A 19939-nucleotide genomic window follows, 5' to 3' on the forward strand; every position below is an offset into this window, starting at 1 on the left:
CACCTTGCGTATCGCCATCGCTATTTCGGGCGTGCGCGCGTTCTGAATGTTGATGTCCTGCCGCTTGACGCTCGCCTTGTGCCGCAGCGTCAGCACGATGGCGCCGATCATCGCGACCAGCAGCACCATGCCCGAGAGCTGGAAGTAGTGGATGTACTTGGTATAGAGCACCAGGCCGAGCGCCTCGGTATTGGAGACGTTGGTCGGGATCGCCGCCGTGATCGTCTTGGCGACGCCGGGGTTGATGACCCAGAAGCCGACCGTGAGCAGCAGCTCGAACAGGAAGATGCCGCCGATCACGAGGCCGACCGGCAGGTATTCGATGAAGCCCTCGCGCAGCTCGAGGAAGTCGACGTCGAGCATCATGATCACGAACAGGAACAGGACCGCGACCGCACCGACATAGACGACGATCAGGATCATCGCGAGGAATTCGGCGCCCATCAACACGAACAGACCGGAGGCGTTGACGAAGGCCAGGATCAGGTACAGCACCGAGTGCACGGGATTGCGCGAGACAATCACCATCACCGCCGAGGCGACACAGACGCCGGCGAACAGATAGAAGAACAGCGCGGGAAGGATCATGCTCTCATCTCACCGGTACGGCGCGTCGAGTTCGATCGCTTTCGCGATCTCGCGTTCCCAGCGGTCGCCATTGGCGAGCAGCTTGGCCTTGTCATAGAACAGTTCCTCGCGGGTCTCGGTCGCGAACTCGAAGTTCGGACCTTCGACGATGGCGTCGACCGGACAGGCTTCCTGGCAGAGGCCGCAATAGATGCACTTCACCATGTCGATGTCGTAGCGCACGGTGCGGCGGGTGCCGTCGTTGCGGCGCGGACCGGCCTCGATGGTGATGGCCTGGGCCGGGCAAACCGCTTCGCACAGCTTGCAGGCGATGCAGCGCTCTTCTCCGTTCGGATAGCGGCGCAGCGCATGCTCGCCGCGGAAGCGCGGGGAGATCGGGCCCTTCTCGAAGGGATAGTTCAGCGTCGGCTTCGGCTGGAAGAAATAGCGCATGGCGAGGAAGAACGCCGAGACGAATTCCGACAGCAGAAGCGAGCGTGCAGTGGCGTTGATGTTGATACCCATGACGGCCCTCACTTCGGCGCGATGTCGGCGAAGTGCAGCACACCGGCCACCACGATCACCATCGCCAGCGACAACGGCAGGAACACTTTCCAGCCGAGGCGCATCAGTTGATCGTAGCGGTAGCGCGGCACGATCGCCTTGGCCATCGCGAACAGGAAGAACATGAAGAACAGTTTCAGCGAGAACCAGATGATCCCCGGCACCCAGTTGAAGGGCGGCAGGTCCACCGGCGGCAGCCAGCCTCCGAGAAACAAGATCGTCGCCATCGCGCACATCGTGGCAATCGCGACATACTCGCCGAGCATGAACAGAAGATACGGCGTCGAGCCGTACTCGACCATGAAGCCGGCGACGAGCTCGGATTCTGCTTCGACGAGGTCGAACGGCGGGCGGTTGGTTTCAGCCAGCGCCGAGACGTAGAAGATCACGAACATCGGGAACAGCGGCCAGACGTACCAGTTCAGGATGGTGAGCTGCGGCAGCCCGATCAGGCTGGCGAGGCCGCGGACATGCTGCGCCTCGACCACGGCCGAGAGGTTCAGCGTGCCGGCGCAGAGCAGCACCGTGATGATGACGAAGCCGATCGAGACCTCGTAGGACACCATCTGCGCCGCCGAGCGCAGCGCCGCGAGGAACGGATATTTCGAGTTCGACGACCAGCCGGCCATGATGATGCCGTAGATCGACAGCGACGAGATCGCGAAGATGAAGAGAACGCCGACGTTGATGTCGGAGATCACCCAGCCGAGATTGGTAGGGATCACCGCCCAGGCCGCGAGCGCGAGCACGCACGAGACCAAGGGAGCAAGAAGAAACACGCCCTTGTTGGCGCCGGACGGGATGATCGGCTCCTTCAGCACGAACTTCAGGAGGTCGGCGAAGGATTGCAGCAGGCCCCAGGGACCAACCACGTTCGGGCCGCGGCGGATCTGCACCGCCGCCCAGATCTTGCGGTCGGCGAGCAGGATGTAGGCGATCGCCACCAGCAGAACGACCAGCACCAGGACGCTCTGCGCGATCATGATGATCAGCGGCCAGAGGAACCCGGTCCAGAATGCGCTTTCGAAGAATTCCATCGGCTCACTCCGCTGCGGTCAGCATCTGCCCGGAGGCAAGCCGCGAACATTCCGCCATCACGGCGGACGCACGCGCGATTGGGTTGGTCAAATAGAAGTCCTCGACAAGCGGCTTGAACGGGGCCTTCTCCGTCGTGCCGCCCTTCCCCGCGAGCTTCCTGATCTGGTCGGCCGAGCCGGGCTCGGTCTGGTCGAGACGGATCAGATGCGGCACCGCCTTGAAGATCGCCTGGCGCAGGGCCGAAAGCGAGTCATAGCCGAGCTTCTTGCCGAGCGCCTCCGACAGCGCGCGGATAATCGCCCAGTCCTCGCGGGCCTCGCCCGGCGGGAATGCGGCCCGTCCGGTCATTTGCACGCGGCCTTCGGTGTTGACGTAGATCGCGGACTTCTCGGTATAGGCGGCGGCCGGCAGGATCACGTCGGCGCGATGGGCGCCGCGGTCGCCGTGGGTGCCGATATAGACGACGAAGGTGCCGTCCGACGGCTTGATCTCGTCGGCGCCGAGCAGGAACAGCAGATCGAGCGTCCCGAACGTCGTCATCTGCGCCGCGTTCAGTCCGCCCTGACCGGCGACAAAGCCGATGTCGAGCGCCCCGACGCGCGAGGCGCTCTCATGCAGCACGCCAAAGCCGTTCCAGCCGTCCTTGAGCGCGCCGACATCGAGCGCGAGCTTAGCAGCGGCGGCGAGAATGGCGGCGCCGTCGTGGCGCGAGGCGGCGCCCGCACCGACCAGGATGATCGGGTTCTTGGCGTTCTTCAGCACATCCATGAAGGAGTGCTTGCCGGCCGCGAGCTCGCCCAGCGTGTCGGTGCCTGCGCCGAGATGGTCATAATCGTAGGTGAGGTCGGCCTTGGCGCCGATCACGCCGACCTTGAAGCCGCCGGCGCGCCAGCGCTTGCGGATGCGGGCGTTGAACACGGCCGCTTCTTTCCGCGGATTGGCGCCGATGATGAGCAGCGCATCGGCCTGCTCCACGCCGGCGAGCGTCGGATTGAAGATGTAGGAGCCGCGGCCGAGCGCGGGATCGAAGGCGTCGCCGCCCTGCACCGCCAGATTGGCCGAGCCGTATTTGGCCAGCAGATCCTTCAGCGCGAACATCTCTTCGACGCCGGCGAGGTCGCCCGCGATCGCGCCGATGCGCTTGCCGTCGGTGCGGGCCGCTTTCGCGGCGATCGCGGCAAAGGCCTCGGGCCAGTTCGCCGCGCGCAGCTTGCCGGCTTCGCGGATATAGGGCCGGTCGAGACGCTGGGTGCGCAGGCCGTCGACGACGTGACGGGTCTTGTCGGAGATCCACTCCTCGTTCACGGCCTCGTTGATGCGCGGCAGGATACGCATCACTTCGCGGCCGCGGGTGTCGACGCGGATCGCGGATCCCACGCCGTCCATCACGTCGATCGACTGGGTCTTGCGGAGCTCCCACGGGCGCGCGGCGAAAGCATAGGGCTTCGAGGTCAGCGCGCCGACCGGGCAGATGTCGACGAGATTGCCTTGCAATTCCGAGGTCAGCGCGTGCTCGAGATAGGTCGTGATCTCCATGTCCTCGCCGCGGCCGGTCGCACCCATTTCGGGGGCGCCGGCCACTTCCGCCGAGAAGCGGACGCAGCGGGTGCACTGGATGCAGCGGTTCATCGAGGTCTTGACCAGCGCGCCGAGATATTTGTCCTCGACCGCGCGCTTGTTCTCGGCGAAGCGGCTGGTGTCGACACCGTAGCCCATCGCCTGGTCCTGGAGGTCGCACTCGCCGCCCTGATCGCAGATCGGGCAATCCAGCGGATGGTTGATCAGAAGGAATTCCATCACGCCTTCGCGCGCCTTCTTCACCATCGGCGAACGGGTGGAGATCTCCGGCGGCTCGCCCTTGGGACCCGGACGGCAATCGCGCACGCCCCAGGCGCAGCTCGCGACCGGCTTCGGGCCGCCCTTCACCTCGACGAGGCACATCCGGCAATTGCCGGCGATCGACAGCCGCTCGTGATAGCAGAAGCGCGGAATCTCGGCGCCGGCCGCTTCGCACGCCTGGAGCAGCGTGTATTCGGCGGGGACATCGATCTCTTTACCGTCGATGATGAGCTTGGTCATTCTCTCTACTCCGCCGCGACCATGTTCATGGGATCGCGGACGCCGATATCGTCGATGTCGGACTTGTGCGAATATTGGTCGATGCGCGCTTCGATCTCATGACGGAAATGCGCGATCAGGCCCTGGATCGGCCACGCCGCCGCATCGCCGAGCGCGCAGATGGTGTGACCTTCGACCTGCTTGGTGACTTCCAGCAGCATGTCGATCTCGCGCTTGTGGGCGCGGCCTTCGGCCATGCGGGTCAAGACGCGCCACATCCAGCCGGTGCCTTCGCGGCACGGCGTGCACTGGCCGCAGCTCTCATGCTTGTAGAAATAGGAGATGCGGGCGATGGCGCGGATCAAATCGGTCGACTTGTCCATCACGATCACGGCCGCGGTGCCGAGACCCGAGCGCAGCTTGCTCAAGCTGTCGAAATCCATCGGCGTGTCGATGATCTGCTCGGCCGGCACCATGCGCACGGAGGAGCCGCCGGGGATCACGGCCTTGAGGTTGTCCCAACCACCGCGGATGCCGCCGCAATGCTTCTCGATCAGCTCACGGAACGGAATGCCCATGGCCTCTTCGACGTTGCAGGGCCGCTCGACATGGCCGGAGATGCAGAACAGCTTGGTGCCGACATTGTTCGGACGACCGATGCCGGCGAACCATGCCGCGCCACGGCGCAGGATGTCGGGCGCAACCGCGATCGACTCGACATTGTTGACGGTGGTCGGGCAGCCGTACAGGCCGACATTGGCCGGGAACGGCGGCTTCAGGCGCGGCTGGCCCTTCTTGCCTTCGAGGCTCTCGAGCAGCGCGGTTTCCTCGCCGCAGATATAGGCGCCGGCGCCGTGGGCGACGTAGATGTCGAAGGGCCAGCCGTTGACGTTGTCCTTGCCGACCAGCTTGGCCTCATAGGCCTGGTCGATCGCCGCCTGGAGATGCTCGCGCTCGCGGATGAACTCGCCGCGGACATAGATGTAGCAGGCATGCGCGTTCATCGCGCAGCTCGCGATCAGGCAGCCCTCGATCAGGAGATGCGGATCGTGCCGCATGATCTCGCGATCCTTGCAGGTGCCGGGCTCGGATTCGTCGGCATTGACGACGAGATAGCTCGGCCTTCCGTCGGTCGACTCCTTCGGCATAAACGACCATTTCAGGCCGGTCGGGAAGCCGGCGCCACCGCGGCCGCGCAGCCCCGACGCCTTCATCTCGTTGATGATCCAGTCACGGCCCTTGTCGATGATGTTCTTCGTACCATCCCAGGCGCCGCGGCGCCGCGCGCCCTCGAGGCCCCAATCGTGGAGGCCGTAGAGGTTCTTGAAGATGCGGTCCTTGTCCTCGAGCATGTCAGTGCTTTCCGATCAACGGTTGGCTTGCTTGTAGGCAAGCCCGGCGGCGCAGACGGCGAAGGTCAGCGCCCAGAGCAGACTGGATTCCAGCGACGCGTTCAGTGCGAAGCGCTGAAGCAGGAAAATGAATGTGGCCGCCACGGCGGAATGCATTGCGACGAAGCCCCACTTCTTCACAACACTGCTCCCTTCAACTGGCGGTGAGAGATCACGCATCAGGTGATTTCCTTCAGCGTGGTCGGCCCACCGGTCGGCGCCGAGAACTGGCGGCCGTTCTGCGGACCGGGCTTGGGCGGATTGCCCGAGGCAAAGCCATCGAGCACCTTGCCGAAGCTTTCCTTCGTCAGATCCTCATATGTGTCCTTGCCGATCAGCACCATCGGCGCATTCACGCAGGCACCGAGGCACTCCACCTCTTCCCAGCTGAAATTGCCGTCCTTGGAGAGATGGAAGGGCTCGTGATGAATGCGGTGCTCGCAGACGTGGATCAGATCCTCAGCGCCGCGCAGGCGACACGGCGTGGTGCCGCAGACCTGGACGTGGGCCTTCTTGCCGACCGGGGCGAGCTGGAACATCGTGTAGAAGGTCGCGACCTCGAGCACGCGGATATAGGGCATGTCGAGCATGTCGGCGATGACGCGGATCGCGGCTTCCGAGACCCAGCCGTCGTGCTGCTCCTGCGCCCGCCAGAGGATGGCGATGACGGCCGAAGCCTGGCGTCCGGCCGGATATTTCGCGATCTGCTGCTTGGCGAACGCGAGGTTCTCCTCCGTGAACGCAAAGCTCGCGGGCTGGACTTCCTTCGATGCTAATCGGCGAACGGACATCTCTTCAATCTCTCACTGCACGCGGCGCGCTGTTTTCGCATTCAGGGCATTGATCCTGTCCTGCCAGAATGCGCTTGCGGTGCCGAAAACATTGTAGCCGACGTGGGTGGAGACCTTGATGCGGTCGAGGATCGACAGCTCGGTCACCGTTTCCATACGTCGGGTGCTGGGATCGTAGACGATCAGCTTCAGCGGGGTGTGTTCGAGGATGTAGCGCGAAACCGCGTGCGAACGGTCGCTGCCGTGCTCCTCGCACATGACGACGCTGTCGGCCTGGAGCAGCCGGGCGCCGCCCTTGATCGCCTCGATCTCGACGCCCTCGACGTCGAGCTTGATCAGGTACTTGCCGGTGCCTGCGATCTTGCCGTCGTCGATCAGATTGTCGAGCGCAATGACCGGCACGTCCTCGCCGCCCGCCGACGCATCGCCGGCGATGCTGAAGGCCTCGTGCTTGGTGCCTGACAGACGCGCGGTGCCACGGGCCGCGCCGATCGCGCATTTCATGGTCTCGAAGCGGCTGGCGTTAATGCGGGCGTTGTTGTCAAGCTTCGGATAGTTCTGCCCCGACGGCTCGATCGCGATCGCCTTGTGCGAGCCGAACGGCTTGCTCGACACCAGCACCGACCAATAGCCGTAATTCGCGCCGCAATCGAGCAGCGTGTAGTCGACGTCGATGGAATCGGCGAACAACAGCTCCAGCTCGTCCTCGTAATTGTAGGAGCGGTTGAGCAGCTTGCTCCAATAGCCGTCGCCGTAGGGAAATTCGAACACGGCGTCGGGGTTGAGCTTGATCGCGATGTTGCGCTCGGGCAGCGTCTTGCGCAGCAGATTGGCGCAGGCGATGTAGCCCATATGCGAGAAGTGCGACGAGATCTTCGATCCCGTCACCAGCGCCAAGGCAGCCGTCCGCTCCCACAGGTTGGCCCCTTCAAGGGCCCCCGAGGCACGGTCAAACTGGATCGGCGCCTGCGCCATCACCGATCGACCTCTCCGAACACGATGTCGAGCGAGCCGAGGATCGCCGAGACGTCGGCGAGCAGATGACCGCGGCAGATGTGGTCCATCGCCTGCAGATGCGCAAAGCCGGGCGCGCGGATCTTGCACTTGTAGGGCTTGTTGGTGCCGTCCGAGATCAGAAAGACGCCGAACTCGCCCTTCGGCGCCTCGACCGCGGCGTAGACCTCGCCGGCGGGCACGTGGACGCCTTCGGTGTAGAGCTTGAAGTGGTGGATCAGCGCTTCCATCGAGCGCTTCATCTCGCCACGGCGCGGCGGCGCGACCTTGTTGTCCTCGACGACGACGGGACCCTTCCCGTCGGCCGCGTTCAGCTTCTGGATGCACTGCTTCATGATGCGCACGGACTGGCGCATCTCTTCCATGCGGATCAGATAGCGGTCATAGCAGTCGCCGTTCTTGCCGATCGGGATATCGAAATCCATCTCGGCGTAGCATTCATAGGGCTGCGACTTGCGCAGATCCCACGCCGCGCCCGAGCCGCGCACCATCACGCCCGAGAAGCCCCACTCCCAAGCTTCCTTCAGCGACACGACGCCGATGTCGACGTTGCGCTGCTTGAAGATGCGGTTGGCGGTGAGCAGCCGGTCGAGATCTTCGACCACTTTCAGGAACGGATCGCACCAGGCGTCGATGTCGTCGACCAGCTTCTGCGGCAGGTCCTGATGCACGCCGCCGACGCGGAAATAGGCTGCGTGCATGCGACTGCCGGAGGCGCGCTCGTAGAACACCATCAGCTTTTCGCGCTCTTCAAAGCCCCACAGCGGCGGGGTCAGCGCGCCGACGTCCATCGCCTGCGTGGTGACGTTGAGCAAATGCGACAGGATGCGGCCGATCTCGCAATAGAGCACGCGGATCAGCTGCGCGCGGCGCGGCACCTCGATGCCGAGCAGCTTTTCTGCAGCCATGCAGAAGGCGTGCTCCTGGTTCATCGGCGCGACGTAGTCGAGGCGGTCGAAATAAGGGATCGCCTGCAGATAGGTCTTCTGCTCGATCAGCTTTTCGGTGCCGCGATGCAGCAGACCGATATGCGGATCGACGCGGGCGACGACTTCGCCGTCAAGCTCCAGCACCAGGCGCAGCACGCCGTGCGCAGCCGGATGCTGCGGTCCGAAGTTGATCGTAAAGTTGCGAAGCTGTTCGGGTTGCTCGTTCATGATCAGACCTTCGGCCCCGCTTTTTCATCGCCCGGAAGGACCGGATAGTCGGCGCCCTCCCACGGGGACAAAAAGTCGAACTTGCGGAATTCCTGGTTGAGCCTGACCGGCTCGTACACCACCCGCTTCTCCTGGTCGTCGTAGCGGACCTCGAGGAAGCCGGTGGTCGGGAAATCCTTGCGCAGCGGATGACCCTCGAAGCCGTAATCGGTCAGGAGGCGGCGCATGTCGGGATGACCGACGAAGATCACGCCATAGAGGTCATAGGCCTCGCGCTCGAACCAGTCGGCGCCGGGAAACACCTCGATCAGCGACGGCACCTGCGTGGTCTCGTCCGCCTGGGCCTTGAGCCGGATCCGCGCGTTCAAGGTCGGTGACAGGAAGTGATAGATCACGTCGAAGCGTTTTTCGCGCGACGGATAATCCGCGGCCGTGATGTCGGTGAAGTTGATGAAGCGGCAGCTCGGGTCGTCGCGGAGGTACTTGACCACCTCGACGATTTTGCTGACCTCGACATCCACCGTGAGTTGGTTGAAGGCCACCGAATGACCGATGGCGGCGCCCGGAAGGGCGCTAACGATCGTCTGCCCCAGGGCGTCGAGCTTGGCGTCGTCCATGACGTAAAACCTTAGCGTTCGATTGTGCCGGTGCGGCGGATCTTCTTCTGCAGCAGCAGCACGCCGTAGAGCAGCGCTTCCGCCGTGGGCGGGCAGCCCGGCACATAGATGTCGATCGGCACGATGCGGTCGCAACCGCGCACGACCGAGTAGGAATAGTGATAATAGCCGCCGCCGTTGGCGCAGGAGCCCATCGAGATGACGTAGCGCGGCTCGGGCATCTGGTCGTAGACCTTGCGCAACGCAGGCGCCATCTTGTTGGTCAGGGTCCCCGCGACGATCATCACGTCCGACTGACGCGGTGAAGCGCGCGGCGCGAAGCCGAAGCGCTCGACGTCGTAGCGCGGCATCGAGACCTGCATCATCTCGACCGCGCAGCAGGCGAGACCGAAGGTCATCCACATCAGCGAGCCGGTGCGCGCCCAGGTGATGAGGTCGTCGGTCGCGGCCACGAAGAAGCCCTTGTCGGACAGTTCCGAATTGACCTCGAGGAAGAACGGATCATTGGCCCCGACCGGCTTGCCGGTCGACGGGTCCAGGATGCCCTTGGGGGCCGGCGCGAGAACCGGACCGGCGGACGACGTAGGGGTCAATCCCATTCCAGTGCGCCTTTCTTCCATTCATAGGCGAACCCGACCGTCAGCACGGCGAGGAACACCACCATGGACCAGAAGCCGGTCGCGCCAAGCTTGCCGAACGCCACCGCCCAGGGAAACAGGAACGCCACCTCGAGGTCGAAGATGATGAAGAGGATGGCGACGAGATAGAAGCGGACGTCGAACTTCATGCGGGCGTCGTCGAAGGCGTTGAAACCGCACTCATACGCCGACAGCTTTTCCGGGTCCGGCTGCTGGAACGCCACGATGAACGGCGCGATCAGCAGCACCAGGCCAATGAGGCCCGCTACCCCTATGAAGACGACGAGTGGAAGATAGTTCTGCAGAATGCCGCTCATTGACGAGCCCTTTTTCCCGCAGCCTCGGGACAGCCACGGATTCGTCCAGTTTGGAATTGTTCTGAGCCTTAGCGCAGTGCACCAATGGGCGCAAGACACGCTCTTTTTAGGCCCTTTGTCGCCCTCAGAACGGTGGAAATCCCGGAATCACCCCGCGGCTGGTATGGAGCAGATCGACAGCCCCAGCAAGGGCGCCCCGATCAGTCCACACGCGCTGGGCCGTGACGTCCGTGGTTGGGAAGGCTCACTTTATCTAGGCCGCGACGCTGCAAAGTCCAGATTATAACGAGGCCAAGCGCGCCCATTATCGGGCGAGCGACCCGGGAGCCATGCATCACGATCGGACCTGGGCTCGTCTGGCGAATGTGTCGGGCAGGAGGCGCCCACTTCGCCGCAGCGGAAAATGGGTGGCGAGCGCGGCGGCGACATGGCTGGGTCGTCGCGCGCCGCACTCGCATGAGCTTCGGGCCGGGGGGCATGGCCCGCGAGCTCATCGATCTCGTGGTGGAAGCCGGCGACGGGCCGGTCAGGCTCTCACGATGGCCTTCCCTCGCCTGTTCTCGTCATTTGCCTCACCATTTGTAGGAGACGCTGGCGGTGACGCGCCGGCGGTCGCCGTAGAAGCAGGATGACGCCGCCGCGCAGCTCGCGACGTAGATCTTGTCGGTCAGGTTGATCACGTTCAGCGCGGTGCGCCAGTTCTGCCATTCATAGTGGAACGCGAGATCGCCGAGCACGACCGCGGGAACCTCGAGGGTATTGGCGGTATCCGCCCACGACGAACCGATATAGCGGAGACCGCCGCCGAAGCCGAACCCCGCGAGTGGCCCGTCCTTGAAGGTGTAGTCCGCCCAGCCGGACACCAGGAGCTCAGGCGTGTTGGTCGGGGTCTTGCCGACCAAAGACGGGTCCAGATCCCTGCTGTTGAACAAATGGTAGGCCGTGAACGAGCCGATCAGCTTCAGCTCACGCGTGGCGTTCGCCACCGCTTCGAGCTCGATGCCGCGCGAGGTCACCTCGCCGGTCTGGTTCTGCAAGGTCGTGACGACAGGATCGGTCGTTGCCACATGCTGACGTTTCAAGTCGAACACCGAAGCGGTGAAGTAGCCGTCAAATCCCCGCGGCGCGACCTTCACGCCGATTTCCGTCTGTTGGCCGGTCTCCGGCAGGAACAGCTGGTTTTGCGCGTTGAGGCCGATGATCGGATTGTAGCTCGTGGCGTAGGACACATAGGGCGCGATGCCGTTGTCGAAATTGTAGATCAGCCCGGCGCGCCCGCTGAACCTGCTGTCGTCGCGGCTGGCAAGCGTGGCGCCGGTATCACGGGCAGCCTGCGTCGTCTCGACCCAATCGTTGCGGCCGCTCAGCACCAGCGTGAAGTTGCCGAGCTTCATCTGGTCCTGAAGATAGGTGCCGGCCTGCTTCTGCGTGATCTGGAAGTTGCGGAACGGTGCGCCCGTCAACGGAATGTCAAACCCGTAGGCGGGATTGAAGACGTTGATCGAAGGGACGGTGCCGAAGTTGAAAGCCTGATAATCGTCGATCTGGTAGCCCTTTAAATCGACCCCGAACAGCATCGTATGCCGCACCGCGCCGGTGTTGAAGCGGTACTCCAGCTGATTGTCGAGATTGGCCTGGTTGGCGGTGTTCTTCGCATACCAATTATAGCGACCGAGACTGGCCGTGTTGATGTCAGCCCAATTATTGCCGACATAGCCGCGATAGGTCACATCGACATGGGCAAAGCGCGCATTCTGCCGGAACGTCAAATCGTCGGTGAGATTGCGCTCGAACTGATAGCCAAGCATCTCCTGCTCGCGCGTGAACTTGTCGACGCTGGGATCGCCAGCGAAAAAGCTGGTCGGGATCTTGCCGAACCGAGCGTTGGTCACCGTGCCCTCATAGGGCAGGAAGTTGATGCCACGGGTTTCCTGCCGGGAAGCTGAAGCCAGTACCGTGAACCTCGTGTCGGCGTCCGGCTTCCAGGTCACCGACGGCGCGATGAAGTAGTTGTTGTCCGGCGTGAAATTGACCTGCGTGGGGCCGTTCTGGACCTGACCGACGACGCGGTAGAACAGCTTGCCGTTCTCGTGGCTCGTTGCGACCGGACCGGCAACATCGAAGCCGACATAGGCGTTGCCGAAATTGTTGACGCCGGTCTCGATGAAACGGACGGGCTCCGCCGGCGGCATCTTGCTGATGACGTTGACGATGCCGCTCGGGCTCGATCCGCCATAGAGCACGGCCGATGGACCGCGCAGCACCTCGACGCGCTCCATGTTGGGCGTCTGGAGCTTCCAGCTCGCATAGGAGGTGTAGAACAGCTGCATGCCGTCGAGAAACAGTCCGACGTCGTCGGACTTAAAGCCGCGGATCAGCCACCAGTCGTTGCGCGTGTCCGCGCCGAAGGTCCCGGCGCGGACTCCAGCAGTATAGCGCAGGACCTCGTCGAGCTTGTTCGCCTTCTGGTCGCGAATCTGCTCCGCGCCGATCACCGACACCGCCTGCGGCGTCTCCATGATCGGCGTGTTGGTCTTGGTGCCGGACGAGCTGCGGCCGGCGACGTAGCCGTGCACCGGGCCGAGCGGGGTCTCGACGAAACCGACATTGCGCGGCGGCTGCGGCCTGTTTCGGTTGGCGGTCTGCTGGGACGATCGCGGCGCACGGCGCTGCACGGAGATGGCTCGTCGGCGCGCTTCCGGCGCGGTGACGGTCACCGACGGAATGTTCTGCGCGCCAATCTGCGCAGGAGATTGTGCAAGCGATGCCTGCGGCAGCAAAACCCAAGCGGATGCGGTCGCCAACATGGCCGACCGCAGCATTCCAAGACTGTTCACGCGCAACCCCAAAACTGCGTGTTCTGATGGCACATGCTGTCGGCCCATGACGGCATGCGCTTGCGGTGACGCTTAGGGCAGCGCGCGCGAATTCCCTAATTGAAAGCCTCTTAGAAGGAGTCTTAAAAACGGTCTTGGAAGCGATCCAACATGTTCCCGGATTGCCGAAACGTCAGCGCGAAATCTTCTCGCTCTCAAGCATCTCGGCGGCGATTGCCGTCAATTGATCGACCTGCTGCAGCAGCGTCTCGAACTCGGCTTCGCTCAGATGTTCGCGCAAACGCCGATTGCGCTCCTGCGCACCGGCGACGATCGCATCGTGCGCCGCGAGGCCCGTTGCGGTCAGCGAGACCAGCACCTCGCGGCTATCCTTCGGGTTCGCCGATTTCGCGATCAGCTTGCGCGACACGAGTTCCGCAAGCGCGCGGCTGATCTGCCCCTTGTCCTGGCCGACGGCTTCCGCGAGCCGCGCCACGCTCATCGGCGGCCGCCGGCCAAGCGAGGCGACCAGGCCGAACTCGACCGATGACAATCCGGCGAGACGCTTGTAGCGCAGGATGGCGCCGCGCTTGAGCAAATTGGCCAGCACCATCAGCCGCGACGACAGCATGACGGTGATCGGCGCCAGCGACTGACTTTCGTCCGCATCGGACGATGTGCGCCCGTCCCTGCCTGATGTCTGGCTCATGGTCCACCTCTGCCAAGAAAGCCGCGGCGTGCCAAGTCTTGGTAGCGCGACCTCCCCAGCCTGATCCGAATGCGATAAGAGGCATTTGGAAATCGTTGACATTGTCATCGATCTAATCTTCACTTGGTACAAGGCATCAAAAAAGCCCGGCCGGTACGGCCGATTGCGGGAGGACCAGCATGACCATCACGCAGCGGGATCGCGATCTCGGAACGGCCTATGCGATGAAGCCGGCGCACACCCGCACCGAGCTCACCTCGGTCATGCGCGGCACGCCGATGGGCGAACTGCTCCGCCGCTACTGGCATCCGGTCGGGCTCATCAGAGACGCAACCGACACTCCGAAGAAGGTCCGCGCGCTCGGCGAGGATCTGGTGCTGTTCCGCGACAAGCACGGCCGCGCCGGCCTGCTGCACGCCCGCTGCTGCCACCGCGGCACCACGCTCTATTATGGCAAGGTCGAGGAGGACGGCATCCGCTGCTGTTATCACGGCTGGAAGTTCGACACCGAGGGCCATTGCCTGGAGCAGCCCTGCGAGCCCGATGGCGGCCAGTTCAAGGACAAGGTGCGCCAGCCCTGGTATCCGGTCGAGGAGCGCTACGGGCTCATCTTCGCCTATCTGGGCCCCGCCGAGAAACGCCCGGTGCTGCCGGCCTATGAGTGCCTGGAGACCATGGACGACGGCGAGTTCGTCGACGCCGACGATTCCTCGATCGGCGGCGGTGGTCCCGCGATCATCCCCTGCAACTGGCTCCAGCATTTCGAGAACGTGGTCGATCCCTACCACGTGCCGGTGCTGCACGGCTCGTTCTCGGGTCCGCAATTCACCAACATGATGGCATCGATGCCGGAGGTGACGTTCGACAAGACGCCGCGCGGGATCGCCGTGCGCTCGATCCGCAAGCAGGATGACGGCAAGGTGTTTTACCGCGTCACCGAGGCGGCGCTCCCCACCTTGCGCGTTGTGCCAAACCCGCGCGTGGCGCAATTCGCCCGCGTCGAGTCGATCGGCTGGACGCTGCCGATCGACGACACCTCGTTCCGCATCTACGTCGCCGGCCGCGTCAAGAACGCCGGCGACATCGGTCGCATGCGCTCGAAATTCAACGGCAAATTCTGGTGGGACATGACCGAGGAAGAACATCAGCGATTTCCGGGCGATTACGAAGCCCAGGTCGGCCAGGGACCGCAGACCATCCATTCCGAGGAGCATTTCGGCCAGAGCGACCGCGGCATCCTCATGATCCGACGCATGCTGAGCGACCAGCTCGAGGCGATGGAAGCAGGCCGCGATCCGATCGGAATCTCGTTCGATGCAAGCGCGCCTCCCGTCGAATTCGAAGCGGGGAATTACATCCGCGAAGGCTGACCTGCCAGCCCCAATCAGGGCTGGACCGACAACGATAACAAAGACTAATTGGGGGAAGCGATGGTCGATGTGACGTCACAAATGTCGGTGCAAACGGCCGCGACGGCAAAGCCCTCGGCGCGGCGCTATTACGTGCTAGGCCTGCTCACGATCATCTACGCGCTGAACTTCCTCGACCGCACGATCTTCAACGTGCTGATCGAGCCGATCAAGAAGGAGTTTCAGCTCAGCGATACCATGATGGGCCTGCTCGCGGGCTTCGGATTCGCGCTGTTCTACTCCCTGCTCGGCATCCCCATCGCGCGCGTCGCCGACCGGCTCAACCGGCGCAACATCGTCGCCGCCGCCTTCGCGTTCTGGAGCGCGATGACGGCGTTGTGCGGCGCCGCTTCGAGCGTCACCTCGTTGGCGCTGGCGAGGATCGGCGTCGGCATCGGCGAATCCGCAGGCTCGCCCGCCTCGCAATCGATCGTGGCCGACCTCTTCGCCAAGAACGAGCGTCCGCGCGCGCTCGGCATCTACGCCGTCGGCACCTATCTCGGCGTATTCCTCGGCTATTTCGTGGGCGGGTACGTCAACCAGCACTATGGCTGGCGGATGGCGTTCTACGTTGCGGGCCTGCCCGGCATCCTGCTTGCTATTGTCCTGTGGCTGACGATCTCCGAGCCGAAGCGCGGCGCCATGCAGGAGAATTTCGTGCCCGAGCCGCTCGGGCCGACGCTGCGCTTCCTGGCCTCGCAGCGAAGCTTCATCATCGTGCTGATCGGCTTCTGTCTCACCACTTACACGAACTATGCGACCGCGGCGTGGATCCCGCCGTTCCTGGCGCGTGTGCACCATCTGTCGAGCGCGGAGATCGGCACCTATGCCGGCACCTTCAAGGGTCTCGCCGGCATGGCCGGCACCCTGCTCGGCGGCTTCGTGGTGGCGCAGATCAGGCGCCGCGACGACCGCTGGAAGCTGTGGGCGCCCGCCATCACCTCGGGCCTTGCCGGCCCGGTGTTCGCGCTGTGCATGCTGACGCAGGACTTTGCGCTGATGGTGGCCACGCTGGCGCTGACCTCGTTCCTGGTCGGCTTCCATCTCGGACCGATCTTCGCGATCGCGCAGACGGTCGCCAAGCCGAGCATGCGGGCGCTGGCCTCCGCCCTGATCGCGCTCACTGCCACCTGCTTCGGCCAGGGCCTCGGCCCGCTCGCCGTGGGCGTGGTCAACGATGCCCTGAAGGGCGCTTACGGCGCCGACGCGGTGCGCTATTCCCTGCTCTCGGCGGCGGTCACGACCACGCTGGGGGCACTCCTGTTCGTCTGGGCGGCGCGCTCGATCCGGGACGATATCGGCCGGGCGGCCGCCTGACGCCGGTACAGGCCGCAAGCCCAGCGAAACCAACCGAGCGCATTAATGAAACCATTTTGCGGAACCCGCGAAACCATCCGGAAACAGACGGTCTTTACAAGACGAGCCATAGACGGCGGCAAAGCCCGTCGGGAGGCTCAGATGAACCACTCTATCCACTCTGCTGATCGTGCGACCCACCTGAAGATCGTGGTGGTGGCGCTGGTGGCCGGAATTGCAGTGGCCGGCTTCGGGATCGCAGCCCGCACCAATGCCGATTACAGCCAGACCGCCCAGTCCGCCCATGTGATCAAGGCCGGCAAGCCGGTCGTGGTAACCAGCGCCGGGACGTCGGAGATCCGCTGACACCGCCCCGCTCCGGGCTGACAGAGGCCGCCGCATGGCGGCCTTTTTCGTTTTCCAGAGCAATGCTTAGCCGGGATGTGCCGACGAAGCGCAACATCCTTGACTTCACCCAGCCCCGCCTTTAAGTCCCCCCTCGTTCCGCGCGCTGTCAGCGAACCACGCGGGAGTAGCTCAGTTGGTTAGAGCGCCGGCCTGTCACGCCGGAGGTCGCGGGTTCGAGCCCCGTCTCTCGCGCCATTTTGGCAATTCCTTCATAGCCTTAGAACAAACTTCTACACGCCTTTCGCTGCCGTGACGGCGATCGCCGGCATCCGTCGAGAACTTGCGCCATAGTCAGCCGAAGCCCGAATCGTCTAGGCCTTGCAGGACTTGGAGGGATCCCCACCCTTTACCGCCTTTTCCGGGGCCCCTGTGATTGAGGAGGCCAGATATGGCTAAGAAGGATTCCACGAAGAAGCCTGCCGCGCCCGCCACCATCACGCTCAAGCACCTCGCCGCCGACATTGCGGAGAGCCAGGACCTGTCGAAGAAGCGCGCCGAGGCCGTTCTGACCGACATGGTCGAACTCATCACCAAGCACCTGAAGAAGGGCGACCGCGTCCGCATCGTCGGCCTTGGCATCCTCCAGGTCCGCAAGCGCGCCGCCCGCACCGGCCGCAATCCCGCCACGGGCGAGCCGATCCACATCAAAGCCACCAAGAAGGTCGCCTTCCGCCCCGTCAAGGAACTAAAAGAGGCGATCTGACCACTCACGTTTCGTTAGCCTGATCAGCCTCCTCCGGCCTCACCGCACCCTGCTTTTCTGGTATACCGCCTCTCTCCCCTGACCCGGCGGTTTGACCAGAAATGTCCTCCCTCACCTTTTCGCATACCGTGACCGAGCGCTTCCTGCGCTACGTCACCATCGACACCCAATCCGATCCGGAATCCCCGGCCTCGCCATCGACCGAGAAACAGAAAGATCTCGGCCGTGTGCTCGCCGCCGAGCTCAGGGAGATGGGCGTCGAGGACGCTCATCTCGATGATTACGGCTACGTCTATGGAACGATCCCGGCGAACACGACCAAGAAGGTGCCCGTGATCTGCTTCTGCTCGCACATGGACACTTCGCCCGACGTCACCGGCAACGACATCAAGCCGCAGATGGTGAAGAACTATCGCGGCGGCGACATCACGCTGCCGGGCGATACCAGCCAGGTGATCCGCTTCGCCGAGCATCCGGCGCTGAAGAACCAGATCGGCAACGACATCATCACCACCGACGGCACCACGCTGCTCGGTGCCGACAACAAGGCCGGCGTGGCTGAGATCATGGATGCCGCGCATTTCTTCATCAACAACCCGCAAGTGAAGCGCGGCACCATCAAGATCCTGTTCACGCCGGACGAGGAGATCGGCCGCGGCGTCGACAATGTCGACATCAAGAAGCTCGGCGCTGATTTCGGCTACACCATGGACGGCGAGAGCGCGGGTAGCGTCGAGGACGAGACCTTCTCGGCGGACGGCGCCACCATCACCATCAACGGCGTCAGCGCCCATCCCGGCTATGCCAAGGGCAAGATGGAGCACGCCATCAAGATCGCCGCCGCCATCGTCGAGCGTCTGCCCCGGGAAGGCTGCTCGCCCGAGACGACATCAGGCAAGCAGGGTTTTCTGCATCCGATCGGGATCGAGGGTGCGCTGGAGCAGGCTACGCTCTCCTTCATTGTGCGCGACTTCACCGAGGAAGGGCTGAAGGAGAAGGAGATCCTGCTCGAGAACATCGTCAAGGACGTGATGAAGGATTTTCCGCGCTCGACTTACACATTCGAGGTGCGGGAGCAGTACCGCAACATGAAGCAGGTGATCGATCGCCACCCGCACATTCTTGAATACGCCATCGAAGCGATCCGCCGCGCCGGCCTGCGCCCGATGCGCACCGCGATCCGCGGCGGCACCGACGGCTCCCGCCTGTCCTTCATGGGACTGCCCTGCCCCAACATCTTCGCCGGCGAGCACGCATTTCACTCCCGGCTCGAATGGGTCAGCCGGCAGGACATGGAGAAGGCGGTGCAGACGATCGTCCATCTCGCCATGATCTGGGAGGAGAAGGCTTAGGCCTCTCGTCAAAAGGCAATATGGCCGGGATCGCTCCCGGCCATCGTCCTGCACGTTACGGCACCCGCATCGCACGCGGAGAGCGATGGAAGCGGTTGGAGCTCGCCATCCAGTTCGGGAGCGGCGCGCCGTCGCGATGCCGGCCACCGGCAACAGCCGCAGCCCAGGCCACCGCAGCGCCGATCAGGGTTGCTGCCGCAACGGAGAAGGCGACGATGATGGAGTTACGTCGCGCCCGATTGATGGCCGTCCGCGAGTCTGCGATCAGCGCATCGACCCGTCGTTCCGAGTCGGGTGCCGCAAGTCCCGTCAACGCGGCCACCTGCTGCACGAGGTAGGCCCGGTCATCGGTGCTGACGCCGCTGTGGCTCGACGACGTCATCAGGATGCGTCCCGCTTCGGCACGAGGTTCCCTGAGGTCGGTGTTGGGGGGCCGCCGCGCTGCGCGAAACAGCTTATCCAGCTCGTAGCTCAACAGAGGCTCGGCGGCGGAGGTACTGCTCGCCGAACTGCGCATCGGCGAGCGGTCAATCGCAGCTGCGCCGAGCATCGCGAGCAGAGCGGCACCAAGCAGCACGGCGAGCGCCCAGGACATCAGGCCATGCAGCCCGTCCCGCCGTTCGCCCTCGTCTTCGATCGTTGTGACCGCCGGGGCTGGTCGCGTCGTCCGGCCGGCGATATAGCCGCCGAAGCCGAAGCTGATAATCGCCTGGATGATCAGATACAGCCCCGACAGCAAAGCCAGCGCCGCCGATGCATCGCGCCATGTCGGCGAGGCTGAACTGACGCCCAGGCCGACGGCGACTCCAAAGCCGACCAGGATGAACGACATTGCGCCGGCAGCCAAAGCGCCTGCGATCACCGAGCTCCACTGGATGATGCGCCTTTCATCGGCAGCGACGCCGCCGCCTTCCACGATGTCTTCCCGTATGAGAGTTTCCATGGTCATCGCCGCTCTCTCAGCGCAAGCCGAAGAACGACAAGATCGCCATGACCACCACGATCAAGCCGATGAGATAAATCAATCCGTCCATGGTCCGTCCTCCTCAATTTCTCCTCGTCGCTAATCACAATGAACAAGGAACGTTCCAAAT

20 protein-coding genes and 1 tRNA gene are annotated in these 19939 nt (G+C 63.7%); 6 read left to right on the forward strand and 15 right to left on the reverse strand.

The annotated features are described in order from the left end of the window. The 14 genes from AC0L3B_RS26605 to AC0L3B_RS26670 form a co-directional block, all read right to left on the reverse strand. Positions 1-588, reverse strand: a 588-nt coding sequence (locus AC0L3B_RS26605) for an NADH-quinone oxidoreductase subunit J (RefSeq protein ID WP_473381377.1), incomplete at its 3' end; no start/stop codon positions are given. Between the two features lie 9 nt (positions 589-597). Further along, the gene (gene nuoI, locus AC0L3B_RS26610; protein WP_026232873.1) at positions 598-1086 is read right to left on the reverse strand and encodes an NADH-quinone oxidoreductase subunit NuoI; all 489 of its coding nucleotides are present in this window, start codon (positions 1084-1086) and stop codon (positions 598-600) included. A 14-nt stretch (positions 1087-1100) separates the two neighbouring features. Beyond that, positions 1101-2168, reverse strand: coding sequence for an NADH-quinone oxidoreductase subunit NuoH (gene nuoH, locus AC0L3B_RS26615; RefSeq protein WP_018455085.1), 1068 nt, complete (start codon positions 2166-2168; stop codon positions 1101-1103). A 4-nt stretch (positions 2169-2172) separates the two neighbouring features. Beyond that, positions 2173-4248 carry an NADH-quinone oxidoreductase subunit NuoG gene (gene nuoG, locus AC0L3B_RS26620; RefSeq protein WP_473381378.1) on the reverse strand — a complete coding sequence of 692 codons (2076 nt, stop codon included), beginning with the start codon at positions 4246-4248 and terminating at the stop codon, positions 2173-2175. 5 nt (positions 4249-4253) lie between these two features. Then, positions 4254-5579, reverse strand: a complete 1326-nt coding sequence (gene nuoF, locus AC0L3B_RS26625; RefSeq protein ID WP_247370261.1) for an NADH-quinone oxidoreductase subunit NuoF — start codon at positions 5577-5579, stop codon at positions 4254-4256. A gap of 15 nt (positions 5580-5594) precedes the next feature. Continuing rightward, on the reverse strand, positions 5595-5798 hold the full coding sequence (locus AC0L3B_RS26630) for a hypothetical protein (protein ID WP_026232874.1): 204 nt from the start codon (positions 5796-5798) through the stop codon (positions 5595-5597). After that, positions 5798-6409, reverse strand: coding sequence for an NADH-quinone oxidoreductase subunit NuoE (nuoE, locus tag AC0L3B_RS26635; RefSeq protein ID WP_247370258.1), 612 nt, complete (start codon positions 6407-6409; stop codon positions 5798-5800). Before nuoE ends, AC0L3B_RS26630 begins: the two co-directional genes overlap by 1 nt. Positions 6410-6421: 12 nt before the next feature. Next, the gene (locus AC0L3B_RS26640; protein WP_162496315.1) at positions 6422-7384 is read right to left on the reverse strand and encodes an FkbM family methyltransferase; all 963 of its coding nucleotides are present in this window, start codon (positions 7382-7384) and stop codon (positions 6422-6424) included. After that, the gene (locus AC0L3B_RS26645; RefSeq protein WP_007603549.1) at positions 7384-8580 is read right to left on the reverse strand and encodes an NADH-quinone oxidoreductase subunit D; all 1197 of its coding nucleotides are present in this window, start codon (positions 8578-8580) and stop codon (positions 7384-7386) included. The genes AC0L3B_RS26640 and AC0L3B_RS26645 overlap by 1 nt, the downstream gene beginning before the upstream one ends. 2 nt (positions 8581-8582) lie before the next feature. Then, positions 8583-9197: an NADH-quinone oxidoreductase subunit C gene (locus tag AC0L3B_RS26650; RefSeq protein ID WP_085384778.1), complete on the reverse strand. Its 615-nt coding sequence runs from the start codon at positions 9195-9197 to the stop codon at positions 8583-8585. Between the two features lie 11 nt (positions 9198-9208). Further along, a complete protein-coding gene (locus AC0L3B_RS26655) occupies positions 9209-9790 on the reverse strand; it encodes a NuoB/complex I 20 kDa subunit family protein (protein ID WP_026232875.1) in 582 nt (193 codons plus the stop codon). Further along, positions 9787-10152, reverse strand: a complete 366-nt coding sequence (locus AC0L3B_RS26660; RefSeq protein WP_008136158.1) for an NADH-quinone oxidoreductase subunit A — start codon at positions 10150-10152, stop codon at positions 9787-9789. Before AC0L3B_RS26660 ends, AC0L3B_RS26655 begins: the two co-directional genes overlap by 4 nt. 572 nt (positions 10153-10724) lie before the next feature. After that, positions 10725-12974: a TonB-dependent siderophore receptor gene (locus AC0L3B_RS26665; protein WP_473381405.1), complete on the reverse strand. Its 2250-nt coding sequence runs from the start codon at positions 12972-12974 to the stop codon at positions 10725-10727. 187 nt (positions 12975-13161) lie between these two features. Further along, on the reverse strand, positions 13162-13677 hold the full coding sequence (locus tag AC0L3B_RS26670) for a MarR family winged helix-turn-helix transcriptional regulator (protein ID WP_018455095.1): 516 nt from the start codon (positions 13675-13677) through the stop codon (positions 13162-13164). Positions 13678-13856: 179 nt separating this feature from the next. Between AC0L3B_RS26670 and AC0L3B_RS26675 the strand changes: the two genes are divergently transcribed. The 6 genes from AC0L3B_RS26675 to pepT all read left to right on the forward strand — a co-directional run bounded on the left by AC0L3B_RS26675 (position 13857) and on the right by pepT (position 18845). Then, positions 13857-15047, forward strand: a complete 1191-nt coding sequence (locus AC0L3B_RS26675; protein WP_247375171.1) for an aromatic ring-hydroxylating dioxygenase subunit alpha — start codon at positions 13857-13859, stop codon at positions 15045-15047. A gap of 60 nt (positions 15048-15107) precedes the next feature. Continuing rightward, positions 15108-16403, forward strand: coding sequence for a spinster family MFS transporter (locus AC0L3B_RS26680; RefSeq protein WP_473381379.1), 1296 nt, complete (start codon positions 15108-15110; stop codon positions 16401-16403). 141 nt (positions 16404-16544) lie between these two features. Further along, positions 16545-16748 carry a hypothetical protein gene (locus tag AC0L3B_RS26685; protein WP_085384802.1) on the forward strand — a complete coding sequence of 68 codons (204 nt, stop codon included), beginning with the start codon at positions 16545-16547 and terminating at the stop codon, positions 16746-16748. A 160-nt stretch (positions 16749-16908) separates the two neighbouring features. After that, positions 16909-16985: transfer RNA gene (locus AC0L3B_RS26690), tRNA-Asp, on the forward strand. A 193-nt stretch (positions 16986-17178) separates the two neighbouring features. Next, positions 17179-17493, forward strand: a complete 315-nt coding sequence (locus AC0L3B_RS26695; RefSeq protein ID WP_018455099.1) for an HU family DNA-binding protein — start codon at positions 17179-17181, stop codon at positions 17491-17493. Between the two features lie 101 nt (positions 17494-17594). Further along, the gene (pepT, locus tag AC0L3B_RS26700) at positions 17595-18845 is read left to right on the forward strand and encodes a peptidase T (RefSeq protein ID WP_473381380.1); all 1251 of its coding nucleotides are present in this window, start codon (positions 17595-17597) and stop codon (positions 18843-18845) included. 55 nt (positions 18846-18900) lie between these two features. Here pepT and AC0L3B_RS26705 read toward each other — a convergent pair whose 3' ends face one another. Further along, the gene (locus AC0L3B_RS26705; protein WP_473381381.1) at positions 18901-19794 is read right to left on the reverse strand and encodes a hypothetical protein; all 894 of its coding nucleotides are present in this window, start codon (positions 19792-19794) and stop codon (positions 18901-18903) included. Positions 19795-19939 lie beyond the last annotated feature (145 nt).

The sequence above is a fragment of the Bradyrhizobium sp. Kon56 genome (genome assembly GCF_055807635.1).